Genomic DNA, 26,655 nt, shown 5'->3' with positions numbered 1-26,655 from the left:
CAGGAGGGAATGCATTGATGGATTTTTCGAAGTACACGCACGATCACATGGTGATTGCGCTGCAAATGATGTACCCGGAACTGGTGCCCGGCCGCGATTACCGCTGCTGCGTTCCCATCGGTGACGACGGCAATCAAAGCGGCGATCCGCGCATTGGTATCTGGCGCGCCGAAATCGAGCAGCCGTCCGACGATGACGTGCACACGTTCTTTGCTGAGAATGAGGAAGCGATCCGCGAAAAGCACGTTCGCATTTTCCGCAACCTCGACCTCGCCGCAACGGACGGCAAGGCAAATGCTCCGGTCGACGCGCCGGAGAGCGTGCAAGCGCTCCATACGGGTTGGGCCGAGTATCGCCAAGCGCTGCGCGATGTGCCGCAACAGGAAGCGTTTCCGTTTTCCGTCGAATGGCCGGTAAGCCCGCACGCAGCAACAATGACCAGTGGTGACGTTGGTGCCGCAATCGGCGGCGTGGAGGGTCAGGCGGCATGACGATCACGGGCGACATTCAGCAGTTGTCGCCCGGTCGCATTGTGGAACTGTTCGAAGTTGATGCAACCAACATCGGCGGCGACATGATGCGATTCCACGGGCATCTACAGAGCCAGCCAATCTGGTGGCAAGGGCAAGAGTTTCGCCCGTGGCCGATTCAAGCTACGGGGTTCAAGAAAACGACCGATGCGCAGCAGCCGACGCCGATCCTCAACGTTGGTGATTTGGGTGCGACGATCAGCGCGCTGTGTGTTGTTCTCGATGACTTCGTGGGCGCGACAGTGAAGCGACGGCGCACGCTCGTGAAGTATCTGGATGCGCGCAACTTCCCGAGCGGCAACCCGGCGGCCGACCCTACGGCAGAAATGGCGGTGGAAATCTGGCGTGTTGAACAGAAGGCGGCAGAGGAAAGCGGCGTTTCGGTGAGCTTTACACTCGCGTCGCCGCTGGACTTCGGCGGTCAGCAGATCCCGGCGCGCCAGATGGTCAATATGTGTCAGTCGCAGTATCGCGGGCCGGACTGCGGTTATACGGGGATCAGGTTCTTCGACCGCAACGACAAGCCGGTAGACGACCCGGCACTTGACCGATGCAGTATGAGGTTGAGCGGGTGCGAGTGCCGCTTCGGTGAGAATAGCGAATTGCCCTTTGGGGGCTTTCTCACGGACGTTTTGTCATGATCGAAATATCGGATTTGCCTGACGACGTGCGCGCCGCAATCGAGGCACACGCTATCGAGGCTTACCCGAATGAGGCGTGCGGGCTCGTCGCCTTGCCGGGCGGCGGCGGGCCGCTCGCTTACCTGCGTTGCGCCAATACGGCTGATGATCCGCTGAAAAATTTTCGAATCTGCGGTGAGGACTACATATCGGCTGAATCGGTCGGAGCAATTGAGGCTGTTGTGCACTCGCATCCGGGCGGACGCGCAGTGCCATCGAAGGCAGATCGCACGATGGCGGAAGCGGTGGGTGTAAACCTCTGGATCATCGTATCGGTGGGCGTGCAGGTCGACGGCTCGATTGGTGTCGAGGCGTGGGGCTCGTTCTCGCCTGACGGCTACATGGCCCCGCTGATTGGTCGCGAATTCGTGCATGGCGTTCACGACTGTTACTCGATTGTGCGCGATTGGTACAAGGTGGAGCGCGGTGTGACGTTGCCGGACTTCCCGCGTACTGATGGATGGTGGAACGACGGCAAATCCTCGCTGTACCTCGACAACTACCGCGCGGCAGGGTTTGCCAACGTCGGCAAGGATGCGACGCTCATTCCGGGCGACGTGATGTTGATGACGGTTCTAAGCCAAAACGACGAGCCGAACCATGCGGGTGTCTACGTGGGTGACGGCCGGATGATTCATCACATGGCCGGCCGCCTGTCGACCAAAGTGCTATTCGGCGGCATGTGGCAGGCGAGCCACTACACCACACTTCGATACAGGGGGAATTGATGCGGCAAGAGCTTACGACGATCCGTCTCTATGGCGTTGCCGGCGTCCGGTTCGGCCGGGTGCACCGGCTCGCCGTGGGATCGGCGCACGAAGCCGTTAGGGCGCTTTGCGCAGTGGTGCCCGGATTCCGGAAGTTCCTCGCCCGCTCGCGAGACATGGGGCTCACGTTCGCCGTGTTCCTCGACAAAACCAACATCGGCCGGGACGAGCTGGAATTCCCCGCGTCGCGTTCGGAGATTCGCATTGCGCCGATGATCGCGGGTTCGAAGCGCGGCGGCCTGTTCCAAACCATCCTCGGCGCGGCGCTTGTGGTGGTTGGCGCACTCACGTCGTGGTCGGGTGGAACGGCGCTCATGATGATGGGCGCGAGCATGATGCTCGGTGGCGTGGTGCAGATGTTATCGCCTCAGACCGGCGGCCTGTCCGGCGTAACGGACAACGGAACGTCGTACTACTTCAACGGCCCGGTGAATTCGTCCGCGCAAGGCGAGCCGGTGCCGATTGTGTACGGCGAAATCATGACGGGCAGCAAGGTCGCGTCGAGTGGCATCTACACGGAGGATCAGGCTTGAGGTTGGAAATTGTAGGCGCGGGTGGCGGCGGCGGTGGTGGCGGCGGTTCCGGTACGGAGTCGCGCGATTCGCTGCACTCGACTGCAACGGCGAAGATTCTCGACGTTATCAGCGAAGGCCCGATTGTAGGGCTCGTGAACGGGTTGCAGTCTGTCTTTCTCGACGGGACGCCGGTGCAGAACCCGGACGGCTCGAGTAACTTCTCGAACTACAACATCGACACACGACCGGGCACGGTCGATCAGGCATACATGGCGGGGTTCCCGTCAGTCGAGAATGAAATCCCCGTAAGCCGGCCGCTCGACAGCGCAAACCCGGCTTACGTGCGCCAGATCGAAAATACGCAGTTGACGGCGGTTCGCGTTCGCTTCGGTGTGCCGATGCTTCAGTCGACAAACAAAGACACTGGCGATATTGGCGGCCATCGCGTCGACTACGCTATTGACCTCGCGGAGATTGGCGGCGCGTACACGACCGTCGTGCAGGGCGCTTTCGACGGGAAAACGACGACCCTGTATGAGCGCTCGTGTCGCGTCGACCTGCCGAAATCATCGGTTGGTTGGCTGCTGCGTGTGCGTCGCATTACGCCGACTTCCAACACGCAATTCATTCAGGATCAAGTCAACGTCGAAGCGATTACGGAGATTATCGACCGGAAATTGCGATATCCGAATAGCGCGTTGATCGGCATGCAGTTCGACGCCAAGTCGTTCGCGAGCGTACCCACTCGGGGCTACCACGTGCGCGGTCGGATTATTGACGTGCCGAGCAACTACAACCCGACGACGCGCACCTACAGCGGCGTGTGGGACGGAACGTTTAAACAGGCTTACACGAACAACCCGGCATGGGTGTTCAACGACCTCGCGAAGCATCCGCGCTATGGTGGCGGGCGCTACATCGACGCGTCCGCGCTCGATAAATGGACGCTGTACGAAATCGCGCAGTATTGCGACGTGATGGTGCCGGACGGCAAGGGTGGCACGGAGCCCCGCTTTACCTGTAACTGCGTGATTCAGGCCGACGCCGACGCATTCAAGGTGTTGCAGGACATTGCCGGCATCTTTCGCGGTCAAGCGTATTGGGGCGCGGGCGGCGTCATCGCTACGGCGGACATGCCGAGCGATGCGGTGTACGTCTACACGAACGCGAACGTAGTAGGCGCGAAGTTCACCTACACGGGCACGGAACGCAAGAGCCGCTACACGTTCGCGCAAGTTGGCTGGAATGATCCGGCGAACCAGTACAAGGCAGCCGTAGAGCCCGTACAAGACGACGAAGGCGTGGCCCGCTATGGCGTCGTCAAAGCGAGCATTACAGCGTTCGGCACGACCTCGCAGGGGCAGGCGCATCGGCTCGGCTTGTGGACGCTCGTTTCGTCGCGCGTCGAGACGCAGGCGGTGTCTTTCAAGGTCGGTCTAGACGGCACGCTGTCCATGCCGGGCGACGTGATTGCGGTTGCGGACAACAAGAAGGCCGGCCGACGCATGGGCGGCCGTATCCGGTCTATGACGGATACCGTCGTGAATCTCGACAAGCCGGTAAAGGCGAAGCCGGGTGACACGCTCACCGTCATTATGCCGAACGGCGTAGCGCAGAAACGCACGGTCGACAGCGCGGTTGGCGGCGCGGTGACGGTGACGAAGCACTATGACGCGGTGGGCGTGAAGGGTGCCGTTTGGATGCTCGAATCCGATGATCTTGTGGCGCAGTTGTTCCGCGTTACCGGTGTCGAGGAAAACGACGAAAACGGGCAGATCACTTACACGATCAGCGGCGTGCAGCACGAGCCGAGCAAATACGACTACATCGACACTGGCGCGCAGCTTTCGAAGCGCCCGACTACGGTTGTTCCGCCGAAGGTGCAGGCCGCGCCGGCGAGCGTGCGCGTGTCGGTGCATTACGTTGTCGATCAGGGCATTTCCCGGCCTACGATGACGATTGCTTGGGAACAAGCGGCCAACGCTGTCGACTACACGGTTGAATGGAAGAAAGACAGCGGCGAGTGGATTCCAGCCGGTACGGTCGGCGGCCAGTCGACGGACGTTCAGGGCATCTATCGTGGCGTGTATCAGGCCCGCGTGCGCGCCCGCAACTCGATGGGCGTCTACTCCCTTCCGACATTGAGCGAACCTACGGCGCTCGAAGGTAAGACCGGTGCACCGCCGGTCGTGGTATCCCTGAATGCGTCGAAAGAACAAATCGGCCAGATTGAGGTCGATTGGGCCTTTCCGGCCGATCACAGCGCAGACGATACGCAGCGCACGGAGGTCTGGTACAGCAAGAATCCGACACGCGACGGCAGCGAATCCAAGCAGGGCGATTACGCCTATCCGACCTCGCGCGCTACGTTGCTCGGTCTGACGAACGGCGTCTCGATGTTCTTCTGGGTGCGGCTGGTTGACCGCTCGGGCAACGTAGGCGCGTTCTACCCGGACGGCGTAGGTGTCAACGGGCAGTCGAGCGCTAACGCTAACCTGATTCTCGACCTGCTGACGGACAAGCTCACGCGCGAGCAGTTCGGCCAAGACTTGCTGTCGGAGATTGACGCACTGCCGGATATCGCGAAGCAGGCGCAGGACGCGGCGAACAAGGCGCACGACGCGGCGCAGCAGGCGAACGATGCGGCGGCGCAGGTCGGCGGAATGGCCGACCAGATCACGGCCAACGCGGCGGCGATCAGTGCGGAAACCATTGCGCGGGGCAAGGCTATCGACACGCTTGACAGGAAGCTGGTGGACCTGTCGTCGGAGGTCGACGGCAACACGGCGCGTCTGGACGAAGAGGCCACGATCCGCGCTGACGCTGACAAGTCGCTCGCGAAGGGGCTGCGCGTGCTGACTGCGCAGCTTCGCCCGCAAATGATCGGGGACGATAACGACCCGTTTGCCGGCGATGAAATGTATGCGGGCGTGTACAGCGAGCAGGAGGCACGTGTCGACGGCGACGAAGCGCTGGCGACAGACATTCAAGGTGTGGCTGTCGAGGTCGAGAAGAACGACAAGAAGCTGTCCGCGATGGTGCAGGACGAAATGAAGGCCCGTGCGGACGGCGATAGCGCGCTGGCGGATCGGCTCGTGACGCTCGAATCGAACGTGAACGGCAACATTTCCGCGCAGATCAAGCAAGAGCAGCAGACGCGCGCTGATGAGGACGCGGCGCTCGCAAAGTCGATCACTACGATGGGGGCGACCGTTGATGCCAACAAGGCGTCATTTAATTCTCAGGTCGAAGCGCTGGCGGCAGCGGATAAGGCGCAGGTCGATTCTATCGCCGGGTTGAAGGTACAGACGGGCAAGGACATTGCTGCGGCGGTGACGACCGAATCGAAGGCACGGGCTGATGCTGTCGGTGCGTTGTCGACTCGTATCGATTCGGTCAATGCGACGGTCGGTGCGAACAAGGCATCCGTAGACGCGCAGGTGCAGGCGCTCGCGGACGACGACAAGGCGCAGGTCGCGTCTATCGATGCCCTGAAGGTTCAGACCGGCAAGGACATTGCCGCCGCTGTATCGAGCGAGGCATCGGCTCGCACGTCCGCGGTCGACGCGCTGTCGTCGCGCGTCGACTCGCTCACTGTGCAAACCGGAAAGGATATTTCTGCGGCTGTCGCTGGCGAGGCGTCAGCACGGGCAGATGCGGTTAGTGCGGTGTCGAAGCGTGTTGACACGCTGACGGCGACAGCGGGCGACAACAACGCCGCACTGCAAAGCTCGCTCACGGCACTGGCGAACACTGACAAGGCGCAGGCGTCGCAGATCAGCGCGCTACAAGCGTCGGTCGGCACGGGCGGCGACGTGGATACGCGCATCAATGCGGCGATCAAGGCGCAAGCGACCGTGCAGGCGACGACGGACGCGGCGCAGTCGAAGCGCATTGACGACGTGCAGGCGCAAGCGGGCGCGAACGCGGCGGCTATTCAGGTCAACGCGAACGCATATGCTGACCTGAAGGGGCAAGTAAACGCGACGTACTCGGTTCGTGTGCAGGCGCTGTCGAATGGTCGGAAGGTGATGGCCGGATGGACGCTCAATGCTGACGGGTCGGGCGACTCGTCTATGGTTGTCGCGGCGTCCAATTTCATGGTCGTTGATCCGAACGGTAGCGGACTTATGTCGCCGTTTGCGATCAGCGGCGGGCAGGTTGTCATGAGCGACGCAATCGTGAATAACCTACGTGTAGACCTTGCGCTCGTGCATGGACGCCTACAGTCGACGGCCATCGGAAGTAACGGACGGCCGTGCGTTATCATCGACATGCAGTCAGGAGAACTACAGTTCAATGGAATCAATAACGGCTCGGGCTGGACTGAAATCCGGCCGGGTCAGATCGTGGTCTATGACGGCGCGGGTCGCCCACGCTGCGCATTCGGGGTGAATATCTAAATGGCTACAGGGCTTCGCATTTGGGGGCCGGACGGTCGACTCGTGGTCGACGTAACGCACCGGCTCGGGAAGCCCGTCGCAGTCGTCGGAATCCCGGCTCAGTTCAATGGGTCTGGTTCCTACACTGACGGCACGCTACAGAATCTCGTGAATCAGGGGCAGCGGTTGTTCGCCGCGTTCCAGCGCGAACACACGTTCGGATGGAAAACGAATAGCTGGAACGTGTGCCCGCCCCGCATCACGATCAACGGGGCGACTGTATCGTGGCAATTCGGCGGCAAGCAGGATGGACAAGCGGAAGTGACGGGAGGGCTTTTAGTGATTGGGGTTTTCTGATGGATGCGGGTTTCTGGTGCAGGACGGACGACAACGCGACGTATCAAATCGACGGCTATACGCCGACATTCGGGCTCAAGGAACACCTGTGGTTGACGTTCCAAAACCAGTCCATTCCGCTCGCGGGTGGCGCGGTGAGCATGCAATACGTGACGGTTCCGTATGCCGCATTTTCGTTCTCGGCCAATCAGCCCGTCGTGGCTTTCCGGTCGGAGTCGTGCCCCGCGCAGATGCTCGCATGTCGCAATACCGGCGGTAGCGGGTGGTTTGCTGAATTCTGGGGGCTCAACAACGGTGCGTCGTTCGAAATGTTCGTGTTCGACCGGCTGTCGAGTTTCACGGGTGGTTCGTCATTCGGCATGAAGGTATGGAACCCGGCGGGCGAACTGGTTGCGGATGCGGTGACGCCTCAGATGCTTCCGGTCGGGTTCCTCAACAGCAATATGTGCGCGGACGTGGGCGGCGGGATGCCGAGTTACGGGTGGCAGCAAGGCATGCGCAATCCGGGCAACGGGTGGTCGACCGCGTATGACTTCCCGACCGGCTCGGTCGCTTCGGCGGCAGTGCAAGCAGCATCCGCGATCAGCGGCGGCGCATGGATCGACGGTTGGCAACACAACGGGGGCCGAGCGACTCATTCGTGGTGGCGCTTGCCGTGGGATGGCGGCGGCGCGGCGGGCACGCTGATGGAATACGGATGCCGGCTTGACTGGTCGAGCGTCTTTCTGGACGTCGCCGGATTCCGTTTCTAAGAGGCCGAATCAGGCCGTATCGGACGACGTTCTGTTAATCCGGTGATTGGCTATGATCCCTGCGGGCGTCGCGTCAAGACGTCCAAATTAAACATGGGAGCATATGCAGATCAGTCCGACAGAGGCGGCGGCATACGCGGGATCGGGGGTTGGCGTAGGCGCATCGTTGACTCTGACGGACATTGGCGTAATCGCCGGTGTGACGACGGCGATTCTCACGTTCGCGCTCAACGCCTATTTTTCGTGGAAGAAAAGCAAGCTCGATGCGAAGGTGGCAGAGGCGCGCATCCGGGAAGCTGAAGCAGTCTACGAGCGCGCGCAGGCAGGCGGTGTAATGGTGGCCCGTGAGGTTGACGGGGTGGAGGTTAATGAGCATAACTAATCGGTACGGCGGCGCGGGGTTGGTCGGGATCATCGGGGCAACGGCGGCGGCGGCCGTGATCTCGCTTACGGGTGGATCGGAGGGCGTGAGCCTGACACCCTATAACGACAAGCTGGCCGGGACGCTGGCGACGGTCTGTTACGGGGAAACGAACGTTCCCATGCGGCGGTACACATTGGCCGAATGTAAGGGCATGTTGTCGAATTCGCTGGCGGGATACGCGGTCGGTGTACGAAAGACGGTGCCGGGTTTCGACGGACTGACGGACGGGCAAAAGGTCGCGGCAATCGACTATGCGTATAACCGGGGGCTTGGTTCGTGGGCGCGAGCCAGCCGGCCGGGTGAGCCGCCGTCGATCATGGCGGCATACAGGAGGCGTGACTTCCCGGCCGCGTGTGAGCTTTATCCGGAATGGGCGCTACTGCGACGCGATGGCAAGTGGATCGACTGTAGTGTGCGCGCGAATGGCTGCTACGGCATTTATACGCGGCGCATGAAGGAGCGCGCCGCATGCTTGGGGGAATAGCGTGAAGTGGATCAAAGAGGCCGGGGCGATTTTTCTGGTGGGGCTGTTGATCGGTGGCGGGGTGGTGTACGTCGAGAAGGATCGGCAGGTCGCCGCGATGAAGCTGGACAGTGCGAACGCGTTGACGGTTGCCGTAACGGCGGCGCGGAAAGAGGAACAGCGGCGAGTCGATCAACAAACGGAGAATGCCAACAATGCAAAGACTCAACGCGACGCGGCTCTGGCTGCTGAGTTTGCCGCTCGCGCTACTGCTGCAAGCCTGCGCGGTACGGTCGATTCCCTCGTCGCCCGCGCGCGTTCCGCTGCTACCGGCGACGGCGCGGCAGGAACCGACGCTATCGTTTTGCTTGCCGACGTGTTCGGGGAATCTGTCGAGCGAAATGAAGCGTTGGCAAGCGCGCTTGACCGGGCAAGAATCGCCGGAAACGAGTGCGCAGCAGATTACGACGCGCTGACCGCCAGTCAATGAAGCGAAGCCCGCCTAGAGCGGGCTTTTTTGCGGTTCATCGTACATTTCCGGGGAACGCGGGGAAGGCCGTCGGTGTTCGGCCAGGAACGGTCAGTCGACATACGCCCTTGCATCGTTGACAATCGCTATCCGAAGCGAGGGCGGCCGCTGGCTAACTTACGGATTGAAGGCCGTGGTGTGTCTCAAAATCGCCTCCGATTTGCGCCCTATCTACGAGCTAGAAGTAGGCCCTCCAGAAGTCAGTTCGCGGCTTAGCGCGCGTGACCGCATTGATCCAGTCAGCAAGCGCCTGCAGCTCCGCTTCTGCCTGTGCGGTGTCTATCTCACCACCTCGCCAAGCCATCCAAACCCTCTGGAACATTCTCTGCGCGACGGCAGGCGGGTGAATGCTGTCATTCCCCATCATGCCCTCAACGGTCCATCCGCTCCATGTAGGGTCCGCGTTGTCCTGCCAATCAGCGCGGGCGGTGTTCGCTCCCCTAGTGATCTCCATGTGATCCCGGTCGAGTTCGATCTCGTACGTGTCGTCATGGCCCCAACGCGGGCTGAAAATCTGCAACTCAATTGTCGGCATGCTCATCTCTCGTATGGCTGTTGTACTGCCTAATTCGCGTGGCGGTTGTTCGGCTGTTGCCCTGATCGTTTCCAATTTACGTAGGAAACAATCGCTCGCGCAACTCCTCGCAACTACCGTCAAGTCCAGGAAACAACGCACCGGCAGTTATGCCCATCAAGGCCAATTCTCGCATCACGGTCTCTCGTTCCTTTGCCGGGATGTCGATAGCGGTCAGGTATCGCCTAGCGTGAAGCTTCTCGACAAAGTCAATGAACGACTCTACATCATCGACATTGGTGAGCGCGGAGAGCGCTTGCTGAGGAATGAGCCGTTCGTTTTCGATCGCTAGGAACTCCATTAGAGAAAAGTGTGGGAGGGCGGGGGCGGAAATTGAGATCGGAACTACGCTATCGCGCCACTGTGCCTGGTCAAATAAAAATATTCTTACATTGCCAGCCTTGCGCTTCTTCGAGTCACTGATGGTTATTTTTCTAAAGGCGAAGAACGCAGCAACGAATGGGGAGTAGGTCCAGTCAATTAAGGGGGTAGGAAAGCCATGGTGTTGGGCGAGATGCAGGAAAGCACCGTTCTCGTCGCTAATCTGCCTGTTGAAGATGTGGCGCGTGCGTGCGCTTAAATGGCGGTGTAGCGTCGGAAGATCGTCGAAGGTGTAACGCAATAGATCCGATCGACCAGTTCGATGGAAGTGAGACCGCAAACGCCAGGATTTTTGTTGACCACGGAAGACGTACTTTCGTGGGGGCAGCCCAGTAACATGGGTCTTAAAGTCGGCCCAATTCATCGTTCGAGTAGGCAACTCAGACGGTCGAGTTGGATCGTTTCGGGTGAGCGCAGCGTTGCCTTGTCGGTTGATGTCGGAATGCCAATGCACTTCCATCTTCGAGTCTGTCCAAGTCAGTACGGCCTGTGCCTTCTTGGCGATTTCCATGTTAGGAAATACTTGGGGTATCTGCTCCCACATCACCAAGTTTTGAAATTGAGGATTCACTGGATTAAGGGAGATTGCGGCAAATGCCCGATCGGGTGCCGCGTAGATGGACCATATTTTGCCGACCATCACTGGTGTACCGGTCTTGGGAAACATCATGACGCTGCCCACTGTCTGGCCGGACAGTTCCTCAAGATCGATTACTAGCGTTCCTTCAATTTCGGTTGCTTGAAAGCTGCCGGTCCATTGCCCCACTAGGGACGGCATTTTGGGTGTTTTTGCTTTTTTCAATTTCGATCCCAGATGTGTCAGCTTGCCTTCCTCGCGGAGCCACGTTCGACGGGCCCTGCGTCTGTAGATCCTTCCCGTCGCAGCAGTCTACGATGAATCGTGCCCAGTTCTCCATCGCTTACTCCCCTAGTCAACTGGCCCTCTATTATCACCCCGGAGCGCTATACAACTTTATTTTGTCTCAACATGCAGACGGTGATGCGCCATTTGAACGGCCGCTGCTGGGCGAGTCGAGGGTCTCCTATGGGTCGATCACGGCCATCACACCAGACGCAGGATGAAGTTCGGCTCGGATCATTGGGGCGTTTCCATTCTAGAATTTACGAGCCGAAAGCTTTACCTTTTCGCACGTTCCGGTCGCGTCGGTAGATATGCCGCCCTCCTTGGACCTGTAAAAATTGAAGTCACCGGTATTCCTGTCGATCACCACCTGAGTGGTCCAAAAAGAGGACCGGTCCGGGGAGGCCGTCTTGTTTGTGATATCCCATTTTCCCGAATCACTGCCGTCCTGAAGGTCAACGATTGACCCGACCTTGATGTTTCCCACTGCGATACTAAGGTCACCGCCAGTCCCGCTGATCATCGTGGCCCCGTTCTCAGTCTCGATCTGCAAAACGATCCTGCCGCTATGCTTGTCCTCGCTCCCGGACGGGAAACTTACTACTTCATTGAAGTGGCATGCGAGCTTGATGGTTTCCGCAAAGGCGGCATTAGACAGCGCGCAAGCGGCAAGGCTGATCACGATAGCTCTTGACATAGATATCCCCGGCATTGTTTGACCGTAGTATAAATCGGTCATAGCGAACGGCCCTTGCGCCCCGGGACCTGCCGTTCGCGGTGGGGTGCAACGAGCGTCTCAGAAGGGTTGGCAAGCGACATCCTCGGGAATCCACGAAGAACCTTTTTTTGCGTCAGTCGCCTGTACTCTCAACCGCGCCCACATCGTACTCCATTGGGCCGTGTCCGGCCGGGCACAGGGGCGCGCCGACCTTCAACCATTTGGCCGACACGCGGGCCGTGTATCCACACTCGGTGCACTCGGTCTTGTGCATGCGCGTCGACTGGCGCGGCGGCTTGTTGTTCAGCGGCTCGGCCTTGCCGGTGCCTTCGTCGTCGCCGTCGTCGTCCCCGTCCCCGTCCTCGACAGGCTTCGTGTCGCCGAAGAGCGCAGAAAGGTCGATCGGCGCGCGCGGCCTGTCCGGCATGATCGCGGCATGGGGCAGTGCCCCTACCTTGTCGATCATGGGCTGAATCCACGCCTGAAGGGCCGGCGGCTGTTGCGCATGGGTGAGCCTACCCGTGAAGCCAAGAGCCCGCGCAACGCGTGCAAACTCGCCCTTGTGCCCCTCCGCGAGCCCGACCGCCGCATGCGTCAGTTCGTGAGCGAGCGTGCAAGCAACGGCCATGCTGTCGGAGCGGCGCGGCGTCAAAAAAATCTCGAAATGCTCATCCTCGCTCACGCGGGGCGACCAACATTCGCCGGTCGCATTGTCGTTCTTCCCGCCGCTCGTCCAGCCGATCGTTACGCGAAACTTCGGCAATGGCTTCCCGAGTGCAGCGAAGCGCGGAGCCATGAGCGCCGCCATGCTGTTGAGCCATGTCTCGCGGTTGAGCTTCACGGTTTCGGATTGTGCCGGCGACACCATTTTGTAGTCCTATTGAGTGTGTTTAAACAGGCTGAATTCTGACGTAGACATGCTCGTAGGTCGCTCCGGCTTTGCCTACTGTTTTTGCCGCCCGGCTATCTGCTGCGTCGACTTGTCGCCTAAACTTCCGTTGTCATGTCGGAGGTCATATGGACAAGCCTGAGGTCGACTGGAAGAGAGCGCCTAAGAGTGCGCGTTGGTGGGCGATGGATGCCGACGGGCGTGCACATTGGTTCGTCGCCCCCAATGTCGTGCCTCGGACTGATTTCTGGTTTTCTGAGCCGATTCCGGCTCCGCAATTTGGTTACACCGGGGATTGGAGGGTGAGTCTCACCGAACGGCCGGCTTGATAATCTCGCGTCTGTTCCCCGCCCAACTGTCCCATGTCGCCGCCGAATGCCCTGTCAATTCTGCGGGGCTTGCGGCGTTAACTGTCATATTTGGTCAAGTTACGCTCCTCCAACTATCGACAGCCGGTTCTCCCTCAGGTATTAGTTGGAACATTAGATACCGAGAGGGCCTATCAATTGAAGCGGAACTATCTTCGCGTAGGCGATCATTCGACAAGCGGCGGTGTTGCGCAAGACGCGATTCCGACAATGACATGCGAAGGCCGCGGGCTTACGCATGTCGGCGCGAAAGTAATCTGTCCGGCGTGTAAGCAGGTCGGCGTTATCGTCGCCAAGGGGCCGCGCTGGCCGGGTGATTTGATGGGGTTTGAAGCAGCCCTAGAGGGCGATGAGGTCGCGTGCGGTTGCAGCCCGCGCCCGACGATGATTGCATCGCAGGACGCCATGTATCAAAGCTTCGAATCGCATGAATTGCTTGGTATGGGTTTCGCCAGCGACGGCGGGCGCGTGGTACTGGATGCGGGGACGCCGCAACCGTCGCAAGGCTTCTGCCTGTCCTGCATGTTGGCTGCGGCCAAGAATGCCGCAGCGATGGTCGTTCGTGGGTAATGAGCCGTGAGCATTCAAGTCATTTTTGCTTCATGGCAGGAGCGGGCGAGCCTCCCACTTCGTCTATTCGCGCTCGCGGATGGTCTGCTGTATTCAGAATTGAGCGGGTCGGCACCAGTACGCTCGGGCGAAACTGCGATGGCGCTGCTTGACGGAACCTCGGACGCCTCGCTTGCCGAGGCCGGCCCATGGTTCTTTGATTACGAGCGGGCAGACAGCGCAACGCGCGACGTATTGGGGCGCTTGGCTCAAGGCGAATATGGGGTGAGTTGGATCATCAGCGCCTATCAACCGCGCCAGCTTGCGGGCGAGCTTCGCGAACGGCTCGATGCGACATTGCCGGACGGTCGGACGGCAATGCTGCGCTATTACGACGCGCGCGTAATGCGTCACTTTGCCCCGGCGCTCACGTCAGCCGAGCGGACGATATTCTTTTCCCCGGCCTTCGATTGGTTGATCGAGATCGACGGACAGCTTTTCAGGGCGCACCCTCATGCCGCTTAATCTCACACAAGCACACTTAGCGGCACTCGCAGAGGGTGAGGCCCGCAACTTCGTCGACGGTGTGCGTCGCGATTTGATCAAGGCCGATACTGCGTTAGCGCAGGAGATCGACCTTCACGGCCGCCTGTGGGGCGCGTATCAGGCTGCGCGCTCGCTCGGCATCAAGAACAGTGAGCATCTCGTTCAATTCCTGAAGGTCGAGGCTTATTCGCCAGGCTTCTACGCGAAGCCGGCGGCGCGGGCTTGGCTAACGAAACCCGGCCGCAGCGCCGATGAGCGCTTCCATGTCTACGTCCAAGAGGTTACTTGGCGATCACAACATCCAGATAGTTTGAAAGGAGTTCCGCATGGCAGCAGCGTTATTTCCTCTACTGACGGCAGCGGCAGCGGAGGTGGGCCCGGCATTGTCGGCTATTGGAGGCGCATTACTGGGCGGCGCGGCGGTAGCGGGGATCGGTAGCATGCGGGGTGATGTTAGCAAGATCGATGAGCAGGCGAAAACGAAAGCGGAATCGCGGACTACGGCTGACTCTACCGAGCCTTGCAAGAAGTGCCCGCCAGAGCAGACGGGCGTGCTCGTGCGAAACAATCACGGCGTCAACTGGCCGGCGTATCGCTATCAAGCCCGCGTGACCGGCTTTGCGTTTGACTCCGAAAATTGTCGATGGAGTGACGAATGGGAGTGGTTAGGAATCGAGTTCGACGGGTTCAGGCAAAATGAGTGCCTGTTACAAGAGGCCAAGGGGAACTACGATCAGTTCCTTGATGGGTCGATTCCGAAGGCCGACGAATTTTTTAAGGGGCTGGATCGGATGGGGGATCAGGCGCGCAAGCGTGCGCGCATAGTGAAGCCGAATCCGCCAACCCGGCTAAGGTATTATTTTCAGGGTCCACTGACGTATCGAAAGATGTCGAAGTTGCTCAGGTTGATGTCAATCGAGTCAGAATATCTTCCGTAAGATACTGCTATGAAATTCGAAGCCATTATCAGGAGTGGAGGGGTTGCTGCAACGGACTTCGCTCAAATTTTGACCAAGACAGGTGCAATCATTGACGTGATGGCGGCAGGCGAACCAGCGCTTGCGCGGCCAAACTGGCGGATGAAAGGGGATTCGCTAGAAGAGGCTCGACGTAGTGAGGTTTATCAGGCGGACGGTCATCCGAGTAACACGGCGCTAGAGGCGCTGGAAAGTGAGTATCGTGGCGAAACCGGATCGACTGTTGGGATATGGGACGGCGGTGCGGTCGATGATGTTGGGGCATCGATCACGGTCTTTGCGTGCGGTGGGGATTTTCCTGACACGGTAACGGTTGGCGCACGAGGTGCTTTCGCCGAGAACAAAGAGCACGTCGCTGCCGTCGTGAAACAGATTGTGCTGGAGTTCTCACCCGCTGTTGTTACGGCCGCGCCTGCCGGGTACGAGGAACGGCAGGCGTTCGATGATCGGCCCGGCGTCGGTTGGATGCTGTATCTTCCTGTCGAGCTTACCGTCCAGCAAGTCCCGGAAGCGCAGGAACTAATCCCGGTCTTCTCTGCTGATGGCAAGAGGCGGCTCGGCACTATCGTTGTCAGCATCAAGGATGAGCCGTTCTCCGTCGACAACGAAGAGCATTTGGTTGTCGCGCACAACATCGAGGTGCGACTGATTTCGTTGGATTTGTTGCCGCTTCTTAGCGAGATTTGAGTGCAGCCGGGACCGGGGTGGTCACGCCGTTGGGACATGGCGCGTGTCGGTTCGAGTCCCGCAGTAGCCGACTTAGCTCCCCAAAAACCCCCCACGATGCTGTAGAAGCCGCTATCTAGGCTGGCGTTCGAGTCCGGCCTCACGCACCACGAAGTCGAACGTGCCCCGCCAAGGGCTGTTCCTAAAAAGCGCTGCCGGTCGGCTGACCCGCGGCGCTTTTTTCTTGAGGCCGGTGTTTTTCTCCGGTGCGGACGACCCGTCCACGCGCGCGCCGAAAATCGTGCCGGGCGAGTGTAATATCGTGCTCACTGAACCTATAAGAAGCACAACGACACCGAAGACAATCGATGAAGACCACCGTGTACGCGCCGATTTCCGTTCTGGCTCTGATGCTCGCCGCACCGGCATATGCATCAACGCCCGCCGACAACATTGCATGGAGTGCCAGACCGGAGCAAACGGTTGCCTCGTCGTCGGCGTGCTCTGCCTATTCGGGGCGCGTGATGTCGAGCGGTGACCGGATCACGACGGAAACCGTGCTGAAAGCGGTCGGCAGGGTGCTGGCCGGCACAGCGCCCCCCCTCGTCATTGGCGCGCACCAGGGCGCAGCCCCCGATCCGTGCGCGCGGCCCGGCTTGTGATCGGCGCGCAAGCGAACCGCGCTTCATCTGAATCAAAAACCCGATAACAAGCGCCGCGCGTCGCCCGACCGCAGCGCTTTGTCGTTTTGAGTGGCGCGTCCTAATCCCAGAAACTCCGCACCGCGACCGCCACGATCACCGGCACCGAAAACACCAGCGGAATCGCGAAATACTGCGCTTCGCGATCGACGATCCAGCTATAGATCAACCACGCCACGCCGATCGCGAACGTGATGAGGCCGACCAGCACGGCGGCGATATTGAGAGCCAGCTTCGAAGGCTGGCGGCGCGCTTTGTCGTGGGTGTCGGGTTCGCGCGGAGACGATTTCATCTGACGAGGGGCCTGGCAGGGGTAAAAGCACAGGAAACCCCATCCGCACCGATCGCGCAAGCGCCGGCGCATGCCGGCCCCGTATCTTGGGTAAGCGCGCGTTACAACCCGAACGACGTCGCCAGTTCGTCGAGCAGCTCGCGCTGGAACGCGACGAACCGCTCGCCCGGCTGTTGCGCGATCGCGAGCTCGAGCATCGGATCGGCGACCTCGGTACGCATGCCGGCCAGTTCCTCGACGATCGCGAGCCCGCAGAACGGCACGTAGGCCTCCGAATAGCCGCCTTCATGGACGATCACGAGCCGCCCGCCGCAGTGGCGCTGTGCCGCGTCCTTTACCGCCCGCGTCATGAACCGGTAGCTGTCGGTATGCAGCAGCATGCGCGCGAGCGGATCGACCGCGCTTGCATCGAGGCCGCTCGCGACGACGATCAGTTCCGGCCGGAACCGTTCCAGCGCCGGCACCACGATCCGCTCGAACGCATACCGATACGCGTCATCGCCGCTGCCTGCGAGCAACGGCACGTTCAGGTTCGCCCCGACCCCCGCGCCTTCGCCGCGCTCGCCGTCGCCACTGTAGCCGGGCGGAAAGCAGCGGTCCTGATGCAGCGAGATCGTCAGCGTGTCCGGATCGTCGTAGTAGATCGACTGCGTGCCGTTGCCGTGATGCACGTCCCAGTCGATCACCGCGACGCGGCCGATGCCGTGCTTCGCGCGCGCGGCCTCGATCGCGATCGGAATGTTCGCGAGCAGGCAGAAGCCCATCGGGCGATCGCGCAGGCAGTGATGGCCGGGCGGCCGCGACAGCGAGAACGCGTTGACCGCATGCTCGGCGACGACGGTGTCGATCGCCGCGATAGCGAGGCCCGCGGACAGCGCGGCGATCTCGTAGCTGCCCTTGCCGAACGGCGCGAGATCGCCGAGGTCGCCGCCGTGCGCATCGCTGAGCGCGCGGAACGCGTCGAGATAGCTCGCCGGATGGATGGGCAGCAGATCGCCGCGGGTGGCGGGCGCGGCGCCGCGCATGTCGAGGTGAGCGGCAAGGCCCGACGCCTGCACGAGCGACAGGAAGCGGCGCTTCGAATCGGGAGACTCCGCGTAGCCGGCGCTCGATGGCGGCTGGACCCAGCCGCCGACCGGGAAGAACAGCGCGTGCGTGCCGCCGGTGTGCCAGAAGGTGCGTTCGTCGGTGAAGAAGGCAGTGCGATTCATGGATGAGCTTGGCCTGTTACGGTTGGGAAGAAACGGAAGTCATGGGCGTGCGCGGCGATCGATATGGCGCAGCGCGGCGAACGACGCGATCGCGCCGGCGGTGGCGGCCGCGAACAGCGCATGCATCGTGCCGCCGGCATCGAGCAACAGCCCGGCGAGCAGCGGGCCGGCCGCGAGGCCCGCACCGATCACGAAATTGAGCGTCGCGACGAGGCGCCCCGACGTATCGATCTGCGCGACGGTCGCGAGCATGAACGGCAGCACGAACGTCCACGCGAACTTGAACGCGAAGATCGCGGCGCTGTAGCCGCTCGCATGCGGCAGCGCGGCGAGTGCGACGAGCGATGCCGCGAGCAGCGCGTAGCCGGCGGCCAGCATCGCGCGCCGTGCAAGCCGCCCGCCCGCGCACGATGCGAGCGCCGCGCCGGCAATTCCCATCACGCTCGCGATCGCGAGCACGTTGCCGGTCGACTGCGGATCGAGTCCGGCCTGCGCCGCCGCGCGGCTCGCGAACGTCCACACGCTGCCGATCGCGAGATAGAACGTCAGCACCGCGCCGATCGCGAGCGCGATGAAACGTCGTGACGCATCCGCCGTGGCGCCGCGCGCGGCCTGCGCCGCCGCGGTCCGGGCACCGAGCGTTGCCGGAAAGCCGCGCGACAGCGGCGCTGCGAGCAACGCGAGCACGGCCAGCGCGACATACAGCGCGCGCAGCCCGAACGCGGCGAACACGTGAGGCAGCACGAACAGGCCGATCGCGCCGGCGGTCAACTGGCCGACGACCCACAGCCCATACACGCGATCGCTGTTCTCGCTCGTGGCCGCGCTGGTCATGCAGAGCACCATCAGCGAGCCGCCGCCGAGCGCGGTGACGGCACGCAGCGCGAGCAGCGCGCTGAAGCCGGGCATCCACAGCGCGGTCAGCAGGTTGCCCATACCGAACAGGGCGATCGCGCACGCAGCGACGCGGCGCGCATCGACGCGGCCGAGCCACAGGTACGACGGTACGGTCGCGAGGCTGAATGCGCCGAGTTCGACGAAGAAGTAGGTGCCGATCTGCGACGCGGACAGCCCGAGCTGCGTCGCCAACTGCGCGGCGACGGCTGGCGCGACGAGCAGCAGCAGCGGCGTGATGGCCGCGAACACGACGAGTGCGACGAGTGTCGAGCGCGCGAAACTCGCCGTGCGGCTGTCGGACGGCCGTGCGGCATCGGAGCAAAGGGTTTTCATGGCGGGATCTCGCTGGACGGAATCAGAACAGGTGGTACATGCCGACCATCGCGCCGAACTGCGACGCGCCGGCAAGCGATGTCGGGTCGTATTCGTAGACGGTCTGCGAACTCTGGCCGCTGTTGCGCGCGTAGCCGAGGTTCACGTACGCGACGGTGCGTTTCGACAGCGCGTAGGTGGTGCTCGCGATGAACAGCGTCGGGTGGCCGATCGCCGGCGTGTGCGAATCGGTGTGGTAGACGCCCGCGTTCAGTCCGACTCCGCTCGAGGTCAGGTAGCGCGCGCCGCCCCAGACGATCGTGCGAGCCGCATCGAGGTCGCCGCTCAGGCGTTCGACGCCCGCATAGACGGTGAGCGGCAGTGACGCGAATGCATAACGTGCGGCGAGCGTGCCGAGGTCGCGGCGGCGTGCGGACGCGTCGTCGGCGGCGGATGCGTCGCCGTGCGCCTGATGCAGCACCGCACTGACCGACAACCCGTTGCTCGTGTACTGGCCGCCGAGTTCGAGCACGCGCCCGGCGTGCGTATTGCCCGCGACGCCGGCCGTCGCCGCGAGGGCCTCGACATCGAAGCCCGCGAACGTCGGAGACTGGTACTTGATCGAGTGGTCGATGAAGTTCGCCGTCATCGGCACGATCACGCCCTGGCCGCTGTACGACGCGTACCACAGCGGGTCGTAGAACAGCGTCTTGTCGAACAGCACGCTGAATTGCCGGCCCAGCGTGACGGTGCCGACCGGGCCCGCGACACCCACGTACGCGCCGCGGAAGAACGCATAGCCGGGGGCGGTAGCGGTGCCATCGTTGAGGTTGAGGCCCTGTTCGAGCTTGAACAGCGCGCGCCAGCCGCCGCCGAGATCCTCGTTGCCCTTCAGCCCGACCTGCGAAGGCAGGATCCCGTAGTTCTGCACCTGCACGGCCGCGTGCCGTCCGTCGGCATGCGTCAGGTACTGCACGCCGGCGTCGAGCGCGCCGTACAGCGTGAGGGTCGACTGCGCATGCGTGGCAACGCTGCACGCGGCGAGCGCCGCGGCGGCCGTGGCCGTGCGGATGAAGCGGGGTGTCATCACGTGGGGTTCTCCATACCGTCCTGCATCGGGTGTCGCCGGTGTTGTCGCGATGCAGTGTCCGCAGCGGGAAAGCGGGCGAACAGTCGTGCAGATGAACGGGGTGGAAAACCCGCGGTGCCCGGCGTGGACGTGCCGCGACGCCGCGATGCGGCGTGCTGCGCGGCAGCAGCGGGTGGCGTACCGTTCAAATGGATGGGGCTGCCGCGTGTTCCGGCAGTGACGCCCGCCAAAAATGCCGGTCGCTATAATCGGCCGGTCTGCGTTGCACGCATCAGCGGCCCGGTCGGGCAGGGGAGCGGAAAGTGAGGATCACGACGGATATCGGGCAGGATCTCGACGCGCTGCGCGACGTGCCGGCCGCGATCGTGCTCGACGAATCCGCATGGCCGCCGTCGCCGTCACGGCGGGCCGATTTCGACGGCGTGACGCGCGGCGATGCAGCGCAGCGCGAACTCGGCCTGATGCTGCTCGACCTGTACGCGCTCGCCGCGCAGTCGGGCATCGGCGAATTCGAGTGCCGCTTCTTTTCGCTGCTGCAGGCGCTCATCCCCTTCGACGCCGCGTGGACCGGCGTCGCTACGCACGTGCCGACCGGCCCCGTGATGCACAACAGCTTCCTGTATCGCCTTCCGCACGCGTTCTTCAGCGACTGGAAGCGCGTGCGCGACTGCGATCCGCTCGCGCAACGCACGCTGCTCGGCGCCCACGGTCGAGCGGTGCGCCTGTCGGTCGTCGAACCGGGGTTCGACGCGCGGTTTCGCGACTGGTGCGTGAAGTACGGGCTGGCGCAGTTGATGTGCGTGTGCACGCTCGACCGCCGCTTCGGGTTGACGACCTTCATGTCGATCTACCGCCAGGGCCTGAATCGTCCGTTCAGCGACGACGACGCGAGCCGCTTCGAGGAAGTGATCCCGCATCTGGCGGCCGCGCTGACGATCAACCGCGCGGCGCAGCTCACGCGCGAGCGCAACGACGCGGTTGCGCCGGCGGCACGCGCGCTGTGCGACAACTTCGGCGTGCTGCATCACGCCGATCACGGCTTCGACGACGTGCTGCGCACCGAATGGCCCGCGTGGACCGGCCCGCGCGTCCCGGAGCCGCTGGTCGCGCATGGGCGGCGCCAGTCGGGCCAGCCGTTCATCGGCGATGCGTTGCGCATTCAGTGCGTGCCCGTCGCGGGGCTGTTCCAGATCGAGGCACGGCCGCGCTCGCTGCTCGACCGGCTGAGTCCGCGCGAACTGGCGGCGATCCGCTTCTATGGCACCGGACGCTCGCACAAGGAGGTCGCCCAACAGATGGCGATTTCGCCGACGACCGTGCGTCACTACCTGCGCTGCGCGTACCGCAAGCTCGGCATGCACGACAAGAGCCAGATCGCCGGCGTGCTCGGCGCGGCCGGCGGCCAGAGCGTCGACGAGCCGGCGGAGGCGGGCGGCGCGGCGCGCTGAATCGCTCGTGCGAAACCATGCTGCGCGCGCTTGCGTAAATGGTTGTTCCCGCAACCATTGAGCGTTATGCTCGTCAGCTTCCAGCAGACGGAATTCCATGATGAACGACACGAATTCAGGGTCGGTGCGCGCCGCGGTGGTCGGTGTCGGTGCGATCGGCGGATTGCTCGCGGCTGCGCTGTCGCGCGCCGGCATGACGGTGAGCGCCTACGCGCGCGGCGCCACGCTCGACGCGCTGAACGCGCACGGCGTGCGCGTGACCGACGAGGCGGGCGCGGTGTCGTCGGTCCCCGTGCATGCGAGCGACGACGCGGCCGCGCTCGGCGTGCAGGACTACGTGGTGATCGCGCTGAAGGCGCAGGCCTTGCCGGCGCTGGCCGCGCGCATCGCGCCGCTGGTCGGCTCCGGCACGGTGATCGTCGCCGCGATGAACGGGCTGCCCTGGTGGTTCACGCACGGGCTCGCGGGCGCGCTCGACGGCGTGCCGCTCGACGCGGTCGACCCGGCCGGTGCGGTCTCGGCGGCGCTCCCGCCCGAGCAGGCGATCGGCTGCGTCGTGCACCTGTCGTCGAGTACCGATGCACCGGGTGTCGTGCGCCGCGGCCGGGGTAACCGCCTGATCATCGGCTCGCCCGATGCGCGGCTCGACGCGCCGACCGCGAGATTCGCGGCGGCGCTCGCCGCGGGCGGCTTCGACGTCGAATCGACGCCGGCGATCCGCACCGAGATCTGGGCGAAGCTGTGGGGCAACATGAACATGAATCCGTTGAGCGCCCTCACGGGTTCGACCGCGGAGCAACTGCTCGACGATCCGTTCACGCGGGATCTCGCATTGCGGATGATGGAGGAGGCGGCCGAGATCGGCGCGAAGCTCGGTCTCGATGCGGGGATGGGCGGGCCGGAGCGGATTGCCGTGACGCGCAAGCTCGGTGCGTTCAAGACGTCGATGCTGCAGGATTTCGAGGCCGGGCGACCGCTCGAGACCGGACCGATCCTCGGCGTGTTTCCGGAACTTGGGCGCAAGCTCGACGTGCCGACGCCGTATTGCGACGCGGTGCTGGGGTTGCTGCGTCAGCGCGCGGCGAACAGCGGGCTATAGCGCAAGGGGATCGCTGCGGCGATGGCGTGGCCTGATGAAGAACGATGCGCAGTCGTTCGGTACGTGCCCGGCACGGACAACCGGGCCGCCGCCCGTGCGCTCGCGCGATTCACGCGAGTGGGGCGATCTGCAGGATTCGTCTGAATAAAGCGGCGGGCGCTGGATCGCTCGTGATGCATCCGCGCGGCCGGCATACAGCGTGGCGATTCCGGTGCATGTGCCACACATTCGCAACGCGCACAGGGCACGGATCGCCCCGGCCGCGCGCCTCACTCGTCGCGTTCGACCGCGTGCGCGACCACCTTGTCGAGCAGCCGCTCGAACGTCTGGCGCTCGCTGTCGGACAGGCATGCGAGCAAGCCTTCATTCCACTTGCGCACGATCGGCATGATCCGGCGATGCAGCGCGCGACCGTCGGCCGTCAGCGCGATCAGCACGATCCGGCCGTCGTCCTCGCTCGCGCTGCGCTCGAGCAGCCCCTGGCGCAGCAGCGCTTCCGCCGCGCGGCTCGCCTGGCTCTTGTCGAGATTGGTGTGGCGTGCGAGATCCATGATCGAAAACGGACCGAACGCGCCGACGGCGGCGATCACGCGCGCCTCGGGCAGCGAGATGTCGAGCTTGTGCCGGTACACGTCGGCGATCCCGCGGTCGGATCGTTTCGCGAGCGCATGGAGGCGATAGGTCAGAAACTGATCGAGCCCGGCTTGACGGCCTTTCATGTCGAATCCTGAAGAAAAAGGGCGGGCCCGATTGTTCCTGTATCGCGCGCTCGGGTCAACGGTCAGTGTGCGCCGTACTTCAGCCGTGTCAACTGCTCCGCTTCGTTCGCGAGCAGATTCGCCGCGTCGCGGATCGCGACGTCGAGCGTGATCGGCCCCGGTGCCGGCGAGAAGCAGCCGGCGAAGTGTTCGGACAGGCGCGGCAGCGCGGCCGGGTCGACGGCGCCCGACAGCAGCGACGCGGGCACGCCCGCGGCCTGCGCGTGACGGCAGGCGATGAACGGCGCCTTGCCGTGCAGCGTCTGCACGTCGGAGCGGCCTTCGCCGGTGATCAGCCAGTCGGCGCCGGCGAGCGCCGCGTCGAGCCCGACCTGGCGCGCGACGACTTCCGCGCCGGCTTCGAACCGCGCGCCCAGCATGTGCAGCGCAAAACCGAGGCCGCCCGCGGCGCCGGCACCGGCCAGGTCGCGGCCGCGCCGGTCGAGCGCCGCCTCGAGCAGGTCGGCGAAGTGGCCGAGCGCGGCATCGAGGGTCGCGACTTGCGCGGGCGCCACGCCCTTTTGCGGGCCGAACACCGCGGTCGCGCCATGCGCGCCCGTCAGCGGATTGTCGACGTCGGACATGCCGATGAATTCCGCTTCCTTCAGGCGCGGATCGAGCCCCGACGCGTCGATCCGCGCGATGTCGGCGAGCCGCGCGGGGACGGGCTCGACTGGCTGGCCGGCCGCGTCGAAGCATTGCAGGCCGAGGCCCGCGAGCAACCCTGCGCCCGCGTCGTTGGTGCTGCTGCCGCCGAGCGCGACGAAGAAGCGGCGCACGCCTTCGTCGAGCAGCGTGCGGATCGCTTCACCCATTCCGCGCGTGCTGCGCGCGTCGACCGGCACGCTCATGCCGACCGCGTCGGTGATGCCGACGATCTCGGCCGTCTCGACGATCGCGGTGCGCGCGTCGATCACGCCGAGCGCCGCGTCGCGTGCCGCGAGCGACGCGCCGGCCACCCGCAGCGTACGCCGCGTGCCGCCGCCTGCCAGCATCGCATCGAGCGTGCCTTCGCCGCCGTCGGCCATCGGGCAGCAGCGCACGACCGTGTCGGGCCGGGCGCGGCGGATGCCGGTGGCGATCGCGTCCGCGACCTGCTCGGCGGAAAGCGAGCCTTTGAACGAATCGGGCGCGATGACGACGACAGGCGCGGACGGGTGGTGCGGCATGGTGTCTCCGGAAGGCGTAATTGGTGTGAAAAATAGGGGCGCGACGGTGGCGCACCCTCAATCGGAGCTTACAGGATGGTGGGCGCGCCGAGGATACGTCGTTCGGCATAGCGACCATCCGCGCGCATTGCGCGCACGGGCGCGGGCGGCACGCGGGTGCGCCCCCCTGTCATGCGGATCTGACGGTACGAGGAAAATTGTTTGCTAGAATAGTCGATTCTTCCGGCCAAAGCCGTGCTCCGAGCCGCTTGCGCTAGCCATTCGGCGCGTGCAGGGATGGCGTGGCGCTCCGGCGCGGCGTGTGCATGTGATGCACCTCTCGCCGCAGGCAGGCACGGCAAGGAAAACCCGATTCGCTCGAATAATTTTAGGACGATTGAAGCCATGGCTAACGTTGTTGAGAACCTCGGCAAGCTTGAACGCCGCGTGACGATTTCCCTGCCGAAAGACACCGTGCAGAAGGAAATCGACGCCCGTATCCAGAAACTCGCGAAGAACGTTCGCATGCCGGGTTTCCGCCCGGGCAAGGTGCCGCTGAAGATGGTCGCCCAGCAGTACGCGGGTCAGGTCGAGGCGGAAGTGCTGAGCGACAAGATCGGCCAGGAATTCTTCACGATCAGCCGCGCGGAAAACCTGCGCGTGGCCGGCCAGCCGAGCTTCGAGCCGAAGCAGGAGCAAGCCGAGGATGCATACGCGTTCGACGCGACGTTCGAGGTCTACCCGGAAGTGAAGATCGGCGACCTGGCGACGGCTGAAGTCGAGCGCTCGACCACGTCGATCGGCGACGCCGAAATCGACCGCACGCTGGACATCCTGCGCAAGCAGCGCGTGCACTTCCACGCTCGCGGCGAAGCCGGCGAGCACGGCGACGGCGGCGCGGACACCGCGGCGAAGGACGGCGACCGCGTGACGGTCGACTTCGTCGGCAAGATCGACGACGTCGCGTTCCAGGGCGGCACGGCCGAAGACTTCCCGTTCGTGCTCGGCGAAGGCCGCATGCTGCCGGAATTCGAAACGGCGGCGCTCGGCCTGAAGGTTGGCGAAGCGCGTACGTTCGACCTGAAGTTCCCGGACGACTACCACGGCAAGGACGTGGCGGGCAAGACGGCGCAATTCACGGTCACGATGAAGAAGATCGAGTGGCCGCACCTGCCGGAAATCGACGCCGAATTCGCGAAGTCGCTCGGCATCGAAGACGGCGACCTGACGAAGATGCGCGCCGAGATCAAGGAAAACCTCGAGCGCGAAGCGAAGCGCCGCACGCAGTCGATCGTCAAGAACCAGGTGATGGACGCGCTGCTGAAGATTTCCGAACTCGACGTGCCGAAGGCGCTGATCGAGCAGGATCAGCAACGCCTCGTCGAAATGGCTCGCCAGGATCTGGCGCAGCGCGGCGTGCCGAACGCGAAGGACGCACCGATCCCGGCCGAGATGTTCGCCGAGCAGGCGGAGCGTCGCGTGAAGCTGGGCCTCGTGCTGGCCGAGCTCGTGAAGTCGAACGGCCTCGAAGCGAAGCCGGAACAGATCCGCGCGGAAGTCGACGAGTTCGCGAAGAGCTACGAAGACCCGAAGGAAGTGGTCCGCTGGTATTATTCCAACCAGCAGCGCCTCGCCGAGATGGAAGCGTTCGTCGTTGAAAGCAACGTCGTCGACTTCGTGCTGGGCAAGGCAAAGGTGACGGACAAGGAAGTGAGCTTCGAGGCACTCGCGAGCGCATCGGCGCAAGCGTAAGTGTCGCTCTAGCGGCGT

The 26,655-nt window shown here is 63.2% G+C and carries 27 protein-coding genes; 17 read left to right on the top strand and 10 right to left on the bottom strand.

Going from position 1 to position 26,655, the window contains the following annotated elements; all coding sequences use genetic code 11:
- The first annotated feature begins 17 nt into the window (after positions 1-17).
- From SB786_RS06730 to SB786_RS06690, 9 genes are all read left to right on the top strand, one after another.
- A complete protein-coding gene (locus SB786_RS06730) occupies positions 18-491 on the top strand; it encodes a phage tail assembly chaperone (protein ID WP_410726843.1) in 474 nt (157 codons plus the stop codon).
- Positions 488-1,171, top strand: coding sequence for a phage minor tail protein L (locus SB786_RS06725; RefSeq protein WP_410726842.1), 684 nt, complete (start codon positions 488-490; stop codon positions 1,169-1,171). The genes SB786_RS06730 and SB786_RS06725 overlap by 4 nt, the downstream gene beginning before the upstream one ends.
- A complete protein-coding gene (locus SB786_RS06720; protein ID WP_410726841.1) occupies positions 1,168-1,938 on the top strand; it encodes a C40 family peptidase in 771 nt (256 codons plus the stop codon). The genes SB786_RS06725 and SB786_RS06720 overlap by 4 nt, the downstream gene beginning before the upstream one ends.
- Entirely contained in the window at positions 1,938-2,510 is a 573-nt protein-coding gene (locus SB786_RS06715) for a tail assembly protein (protein ID WP_410726840.1), read from the top strand. The genes SB786_RS06720 and SB786_RS06715 overlap by 1 nt, the downstream gene beginning before the upstream one ends.
- Positions 2,507-6,895: a phage tail protein gene (locus SB786_RS06710; RefSeq protein ID WP_410726839.1), complete on the top strand. Its 4,389-nt coding sequence runs from the start codon at positions 2,507-2,509 to the stop codon at positions 6,893-6,895. The genes SB786_RS06715 and SB786_RS06710 overlap by 4 nt, the downstream gene beginning before the upstream one ends.
- Before the next feature lie 263 nt (positions 6,896-7,158).
- Complete coding sequence (locus SB786_RS06705; RefSeq protein WP_410726838.1) at positions 7,159-7,983, top strand: hypothetical protein; 825 nt, start codon at positions 7,159-7,161, stop codon at positions 7,981-7,983.
- A 166-nt stretch (positions 7,984-8,149) separates the two neighbouring features.
- The gene (locus SB786_RS06700) at positions 8,150-8,365 is read left to right on the top strand and encodes a hypothetical protein (protein WP_410726837.1); all 216 of its coding nucleotides are present in this window, start codon (positions 8,150-8,152) and stop codon (positions 8,363-8,365) included.
- Between the two features lie 85 nt (positions 8,366-8,450).
- Positions 8,451-8,891 (top strand): glycoside hydrolase family protein, encoded by a 441-nt coding sequence (locus SB786_RS06695; protein ID WP_410726836.1) that lies wholly within the window; start codon positions 8,451-8,453, stop codon positions 8,889-8,891.
- A gap of 1 nt (position 8,892) precedes the next feature.
- The gene (locus SB786_RS06690; RefSeq protein WP_410726835.1) at positions 8,893-9,360 is read left to right on the top strand and encodes a DUF2514 family protein; all 468 of its coding nucleotides are present in this window, start codon (positions 8,893-8,895) and stop codon (positions 9,358-9,360) included.
- Between the two features lie 217 nt (positions 9,361-9,577).
- On the opposite strand, the gene SB786_RS06685 is transcribed toward SB786_RS06690, so the two are convergent.
- From SB786_RS06685 to SB786_RS06670, 4 genes are all read right to left on the bottom strand, one after another.
- Positions 9,578-9,934, bottom strand: coding sequence for a hypothetical protein (locus SB786_RS06685; protein ID WP_410726834.1), 357 nt, complete (start codon positions 9,932-9,934; stop codon positions 9,578-9,580).
- Between the two features lie 76 nt (positions 9,935-10,010).
- Entirely contained in the window at positions 10,011-11,156 is a 1,146-nt protein-coding gene (locus tag SB786_RS06680; protein ID WP_410726833.1) for an FRG domain-containing protein, read from the bottom strand.
- Between the two features lie 313 nt (positions 11,157-11,469).
- Positions 11,470-11,898 (bottom strand): hypothetical protein, encoded by a 429-nt coding sequence (locus SB786_RS06675; protein ID WP_410726832.1) that lies wholly within the window; start codon positions 11,896-11,898, stop codon positions 11,470-11,472.
- Positions 11,899-12,067: 169 nt separating this feature from the next.
- Entirely contained in the window at positions 12,068-12,802 is a 735-nt protein-coding gene (locus tag SB786_RS06670) for a transcription elongation protein SprT (RefSeq protein WP_410726831.1), read from the bottom strand.
- A 527-nt stretch (positions 12,803-13,329) separates the two neighbouring features.
- On the opposite strand from SB786_RS06670, the gene SB786_RS06665 reads away from it, so the two are divergent.
- The 5 genes from SB786_RS06665 to SB786_RS06645 all read left to right on the top strand — a co-directional run bounded on the left by SB786_RS06665 (position 13,330) and on the right by SB786_RS06645 (position 16,591).
- The gene (locus tag SB786_RS06665; RefSeq protein ID WP_410726830.1) at positions 13,330-13,761 is read left to right on the top strand and encodes a PAAR domain-containing protein; all 432 of its coding nucleotides are present in this window, start codon (positions 13,330-13,332) and stop codon (positions 13,759-13,761) included.
- Between the two features lie 6 nt (positions 13,762-13,767).
- Positions 13,768-14,265: a DUF4123 domain-containing protein gene (locus tag SB786_RS06660; protein WP_410726829.1), complete on the top strand. Its 498-nt coding sequence runs from the start codon at positions 13,768-13,770 to the stop codon at positions 14,263-14,265.
- 347 nt (positions 14,266-14,612) lie between these two features.
- Complete coding sequence (locus tag SB786_RS06655) at positions 14,613-15,224, top strand: Tox-REase-5 domain-containing protein (protein ID WP_410726828.1); 612 nt, start codon at positions 14,613-14,615, stop codon at positions 15,222-15,224.
- 9 nt (positions 15,225-15,233) lie between these two features.
- A complete protein-coding gene (locus tag SB786_RS06650; protein ID WP_410726827.1) occupies positions 15,234-15,950 on the top strand; it encodes an Imm52 family immunity protein in 717 nt (238 codons plus the stop codon).
- 347 nt (positions 15,951-16,297) lie between these two features.
- A complete protein-coding gene (locus SB786_RS06645) occupies positions 16,298-16,591 on the top strand; it encodes a hypothetical protein (protein WP_410726826.1) in 294 nt (97 codons plus the stop codon).
- A gap of 100 nt (positions 16,592-16,691) precedes the next feature.
- Here the strand turns inward: SB786_RS06645 and SB786_RS06640 are convergent, their stop codons facing one another.
- The 4 genes from SB786_RS06640 to SB786_RS06625 form a co-directional block, all read right to left on the bottom strand.
- Positions 16,692-16,922: a hypothetical protein gene (locus SB786_RS06640; protein WP_410726825.1), complete on the bottom strand. Its 231-nt coding sequence runs from the start codon at positions 16,920-16,922 to the stop codon at positions 16,692-16,694.
- Positions 16,923-17,023: 101 nt separating this feature from the next.
- Positions 17,024-18,133 (bottom strand): class II histone deacetylase, encoded by a 1,110-nt coding sequence (locus tag SB786_RS06635; protein WP_410726824.1) that lies wholly within the window; start codon positions 18,131-18,133, stop codon positions 17,024-17,026.
- A gap of 39 nt (positions 18,134-18,172) precedes the next feature.
- Complete coding sequence (locus SB786_RS06630) at positions 18,173-19,363, bottom strand: MFS transporter (protein ID WP_410726823.1); 1,191 nt, start codon at positions 19,361-19,363, stop codon at positions 18,173-18,175.
- A 22-nt stretch (positions 19,364-19,385) separates the two neighbouring features.
- Positions 19,386-20,432, bottom strand: coding sequence for a porin (locus tag SB786_RS06625; protein ID WP_410726822.1), 1,047 nt, complete (start codon positions 20,430-20,432; stop codon positions 19,386-19,388).
- A 302-nt stretch (positions 20,433-20,734) separates the two neighbouring features.
- Here SB786_RS06625 and SB786_RS06620 point away from each other — a divergent pair, with 302 nt between their 5' ends.
- Complete coding sequence (locus tag SB786_RS06620) at positions 20,735-21,880, top strand: response regulator transcription factor (RefSeq protein ID WP_410726821.1); 1,146 nt, start codon at positions 20,735-20,737, stop codon at positions 21,878-21,880.
- A 100-nt stretch (positions 21,881-21,980) separates the two neighbouring features.
- Complete coding sequence (locus tag SB786_RS06615) at positions 21,981-22,979, top strand: 2-dehydropantoate 2-reductase (RefSeq protein ID WP_410726820.1); 999 nt, start codon at positions 21,981-21,983, stop codon at positions 22,977-22,979.
- 269 nt (positions 22,980-23,248) lie between these two features.
- Here the strand turns inward: SB786_RS06615 and SB786_RS06610 are convergent, their stop codons facing one another.
- Positions 23,249-23,698: a MarR family winged helix-turn-helix transcriptional regulator gene (locus SB786_RS06610; RefSeq protein ID WP_006760946.1), complete on the bottom strand. Its 450-nt coding sequence runs from the start codon at positions 23,696-23,698 to the stop codon at positions 23,249-23,251.
- Between the two features lie 62 nt (positions 23,699-23,760).
- Positions 23,761-24,906: a glycerate kinase gene (locus tag SB786_RS06605; RefSeq protein ID WP_410726819.1), complete on the bottom strand. Its 1,146-nt coding sequence runs from the start codon at positions 24,904-24,906 to the stop codon at positions 23,761-23,763.
- A 384-nt stretch (positions 24,907-25,290) separates the two neighbouring features.
- On the opposite strand from SB786_RS06605, the gene tig reads away from it, so the two are divergent.
- Positions 25,291-26,637, top strand: a complete 1,347-nt coding sequence (gene tig, locus SB786_RS06600) for a trigger factor (RefSeq protein ID WP_410726818.1) — start codon at positions 25,291-25,293, stop codon at positions 26,635-26,637.
- Positions 26,638-26,655: the final 18 nt, after the last annotated feature.

It is taken from the genome of Burkholderia sp. SIMBA_062 (genome assembly GCF_046534765.1).
Lineage (GTDB): Bacteria > Pseudomonadota > Gammaproteobacteria > Burkholderiales > Burkholderiaceae > Burkholderia > Burkholderia ambifaria.
This window is presented reverse-complemented; position numbering and strand designations above follow the sequence as displayed.

Coding starts and splice junctions, on each gene's coding strand:
- SB786_RS06650 (WP_410726827.1), top strand. CDS start 15,234: ATGAAATTCGAAGCCATTATCAGGAGTGGAGGGGTTGCTGCAACGGAC.
- SB786_RS06725 (WP_410726842.1), top strand. CDS start 488: ATGACGATCACGGGCGACATTCAGCAGTTGTCGCCCGGTCGCATTGTG.
- SB786_RS06610 (WP_006760946.1), bottom strand. CDS start 23,698: ATGAAAGGCCGTCAAGCCGGGCTCGATCAGTTTCTGACCTATCGCCTC.
- tig (WP_410726818.1), top strand. CDS start 25,291: ATGGCTAACGTTGTTGAGAACCTCGGCAAGCTTGAACGCCGCGTGACG.
- SB786_RS06730 (WP_410726843.1), top strand. CDS start 18: ATGGATTTTTCGAAGTACACGCACGATCACATGGTGATTGCGCTGCAA.
- SB786_RS06645 (WP_410726826.1), top strand. CDS start 16,298: ATGAAGACCACCGTGTACGCGCCGATTTCCGTTCTGGCTCTGATGCTC.
- SB786_RS06685 (WP_410726834.1), bottom strand. CDS start 9,934: ATGCCGACAATTGAGTTGCAGATTTTCAGCCCGCGTTGGGGCCATGAC.
- SB786_RS06635 (WP_410726824.1), bottom strand. CDS start 18,133: ATGAATCGCACTGCCTTCTTCACCGACGAACGCACCTTCTGGCACACC.
- SB786_RS06605 (WP_410726819.1), bottom strand. CDS start 24,906: ATGCCGCACCACCCGTCCGCGCCTGTCGTCGTCATCGCGCCCGATTCG.
- SB786_RS06615 (WP_410726820.1), top strand. CDS start 21,981: ATGAACGACACGAATTCAGGGTCGGTGCGCGCCGCGGTGGTCGGTGTC.
- SB786_RS06715 (WP_410726840.1), top strand. CDS start 1,938: ATGCGGCAAGAGCTTACGACGATCCGTCTCTATGGCGTTGCCGGCGTC.
- SB786_RS06720 (WP_410726841.1), top strand. CDS start 1,168: ATGATCGAAATATCGGATTTGCCTGACGACGTGCGCGCCGCAATCGAG.
- SB786_RS06630 (WP_410726823.1), bottom strand. CDS start 19,363: ATGAAAACCCTTTGCTCCGATGCCGCACGGCCGTCCGACAGCCGCACG.
- SB786_RS06655 (WP_410726828.1), top strand. CDS start 14,613: ATGGCAGCAGCGTTATTTCCTCTACTGACGGCAGCGGCAGCGGAGGTG.
- SB786_RS06640 (WP_410726825.1), bottom strand. CDS start 16,922: ATGAAATCGTCTCCGCGCGAACCCGACACCCACGACAAAGCGCGCCGC.
- SB786_RS06670 (WP_410726831.1), bottom strand. CDS start 12,802: ATGGTGTCGCCGGCACAATCCGAAACCGTGAAGCTCAACCGCGAGACA.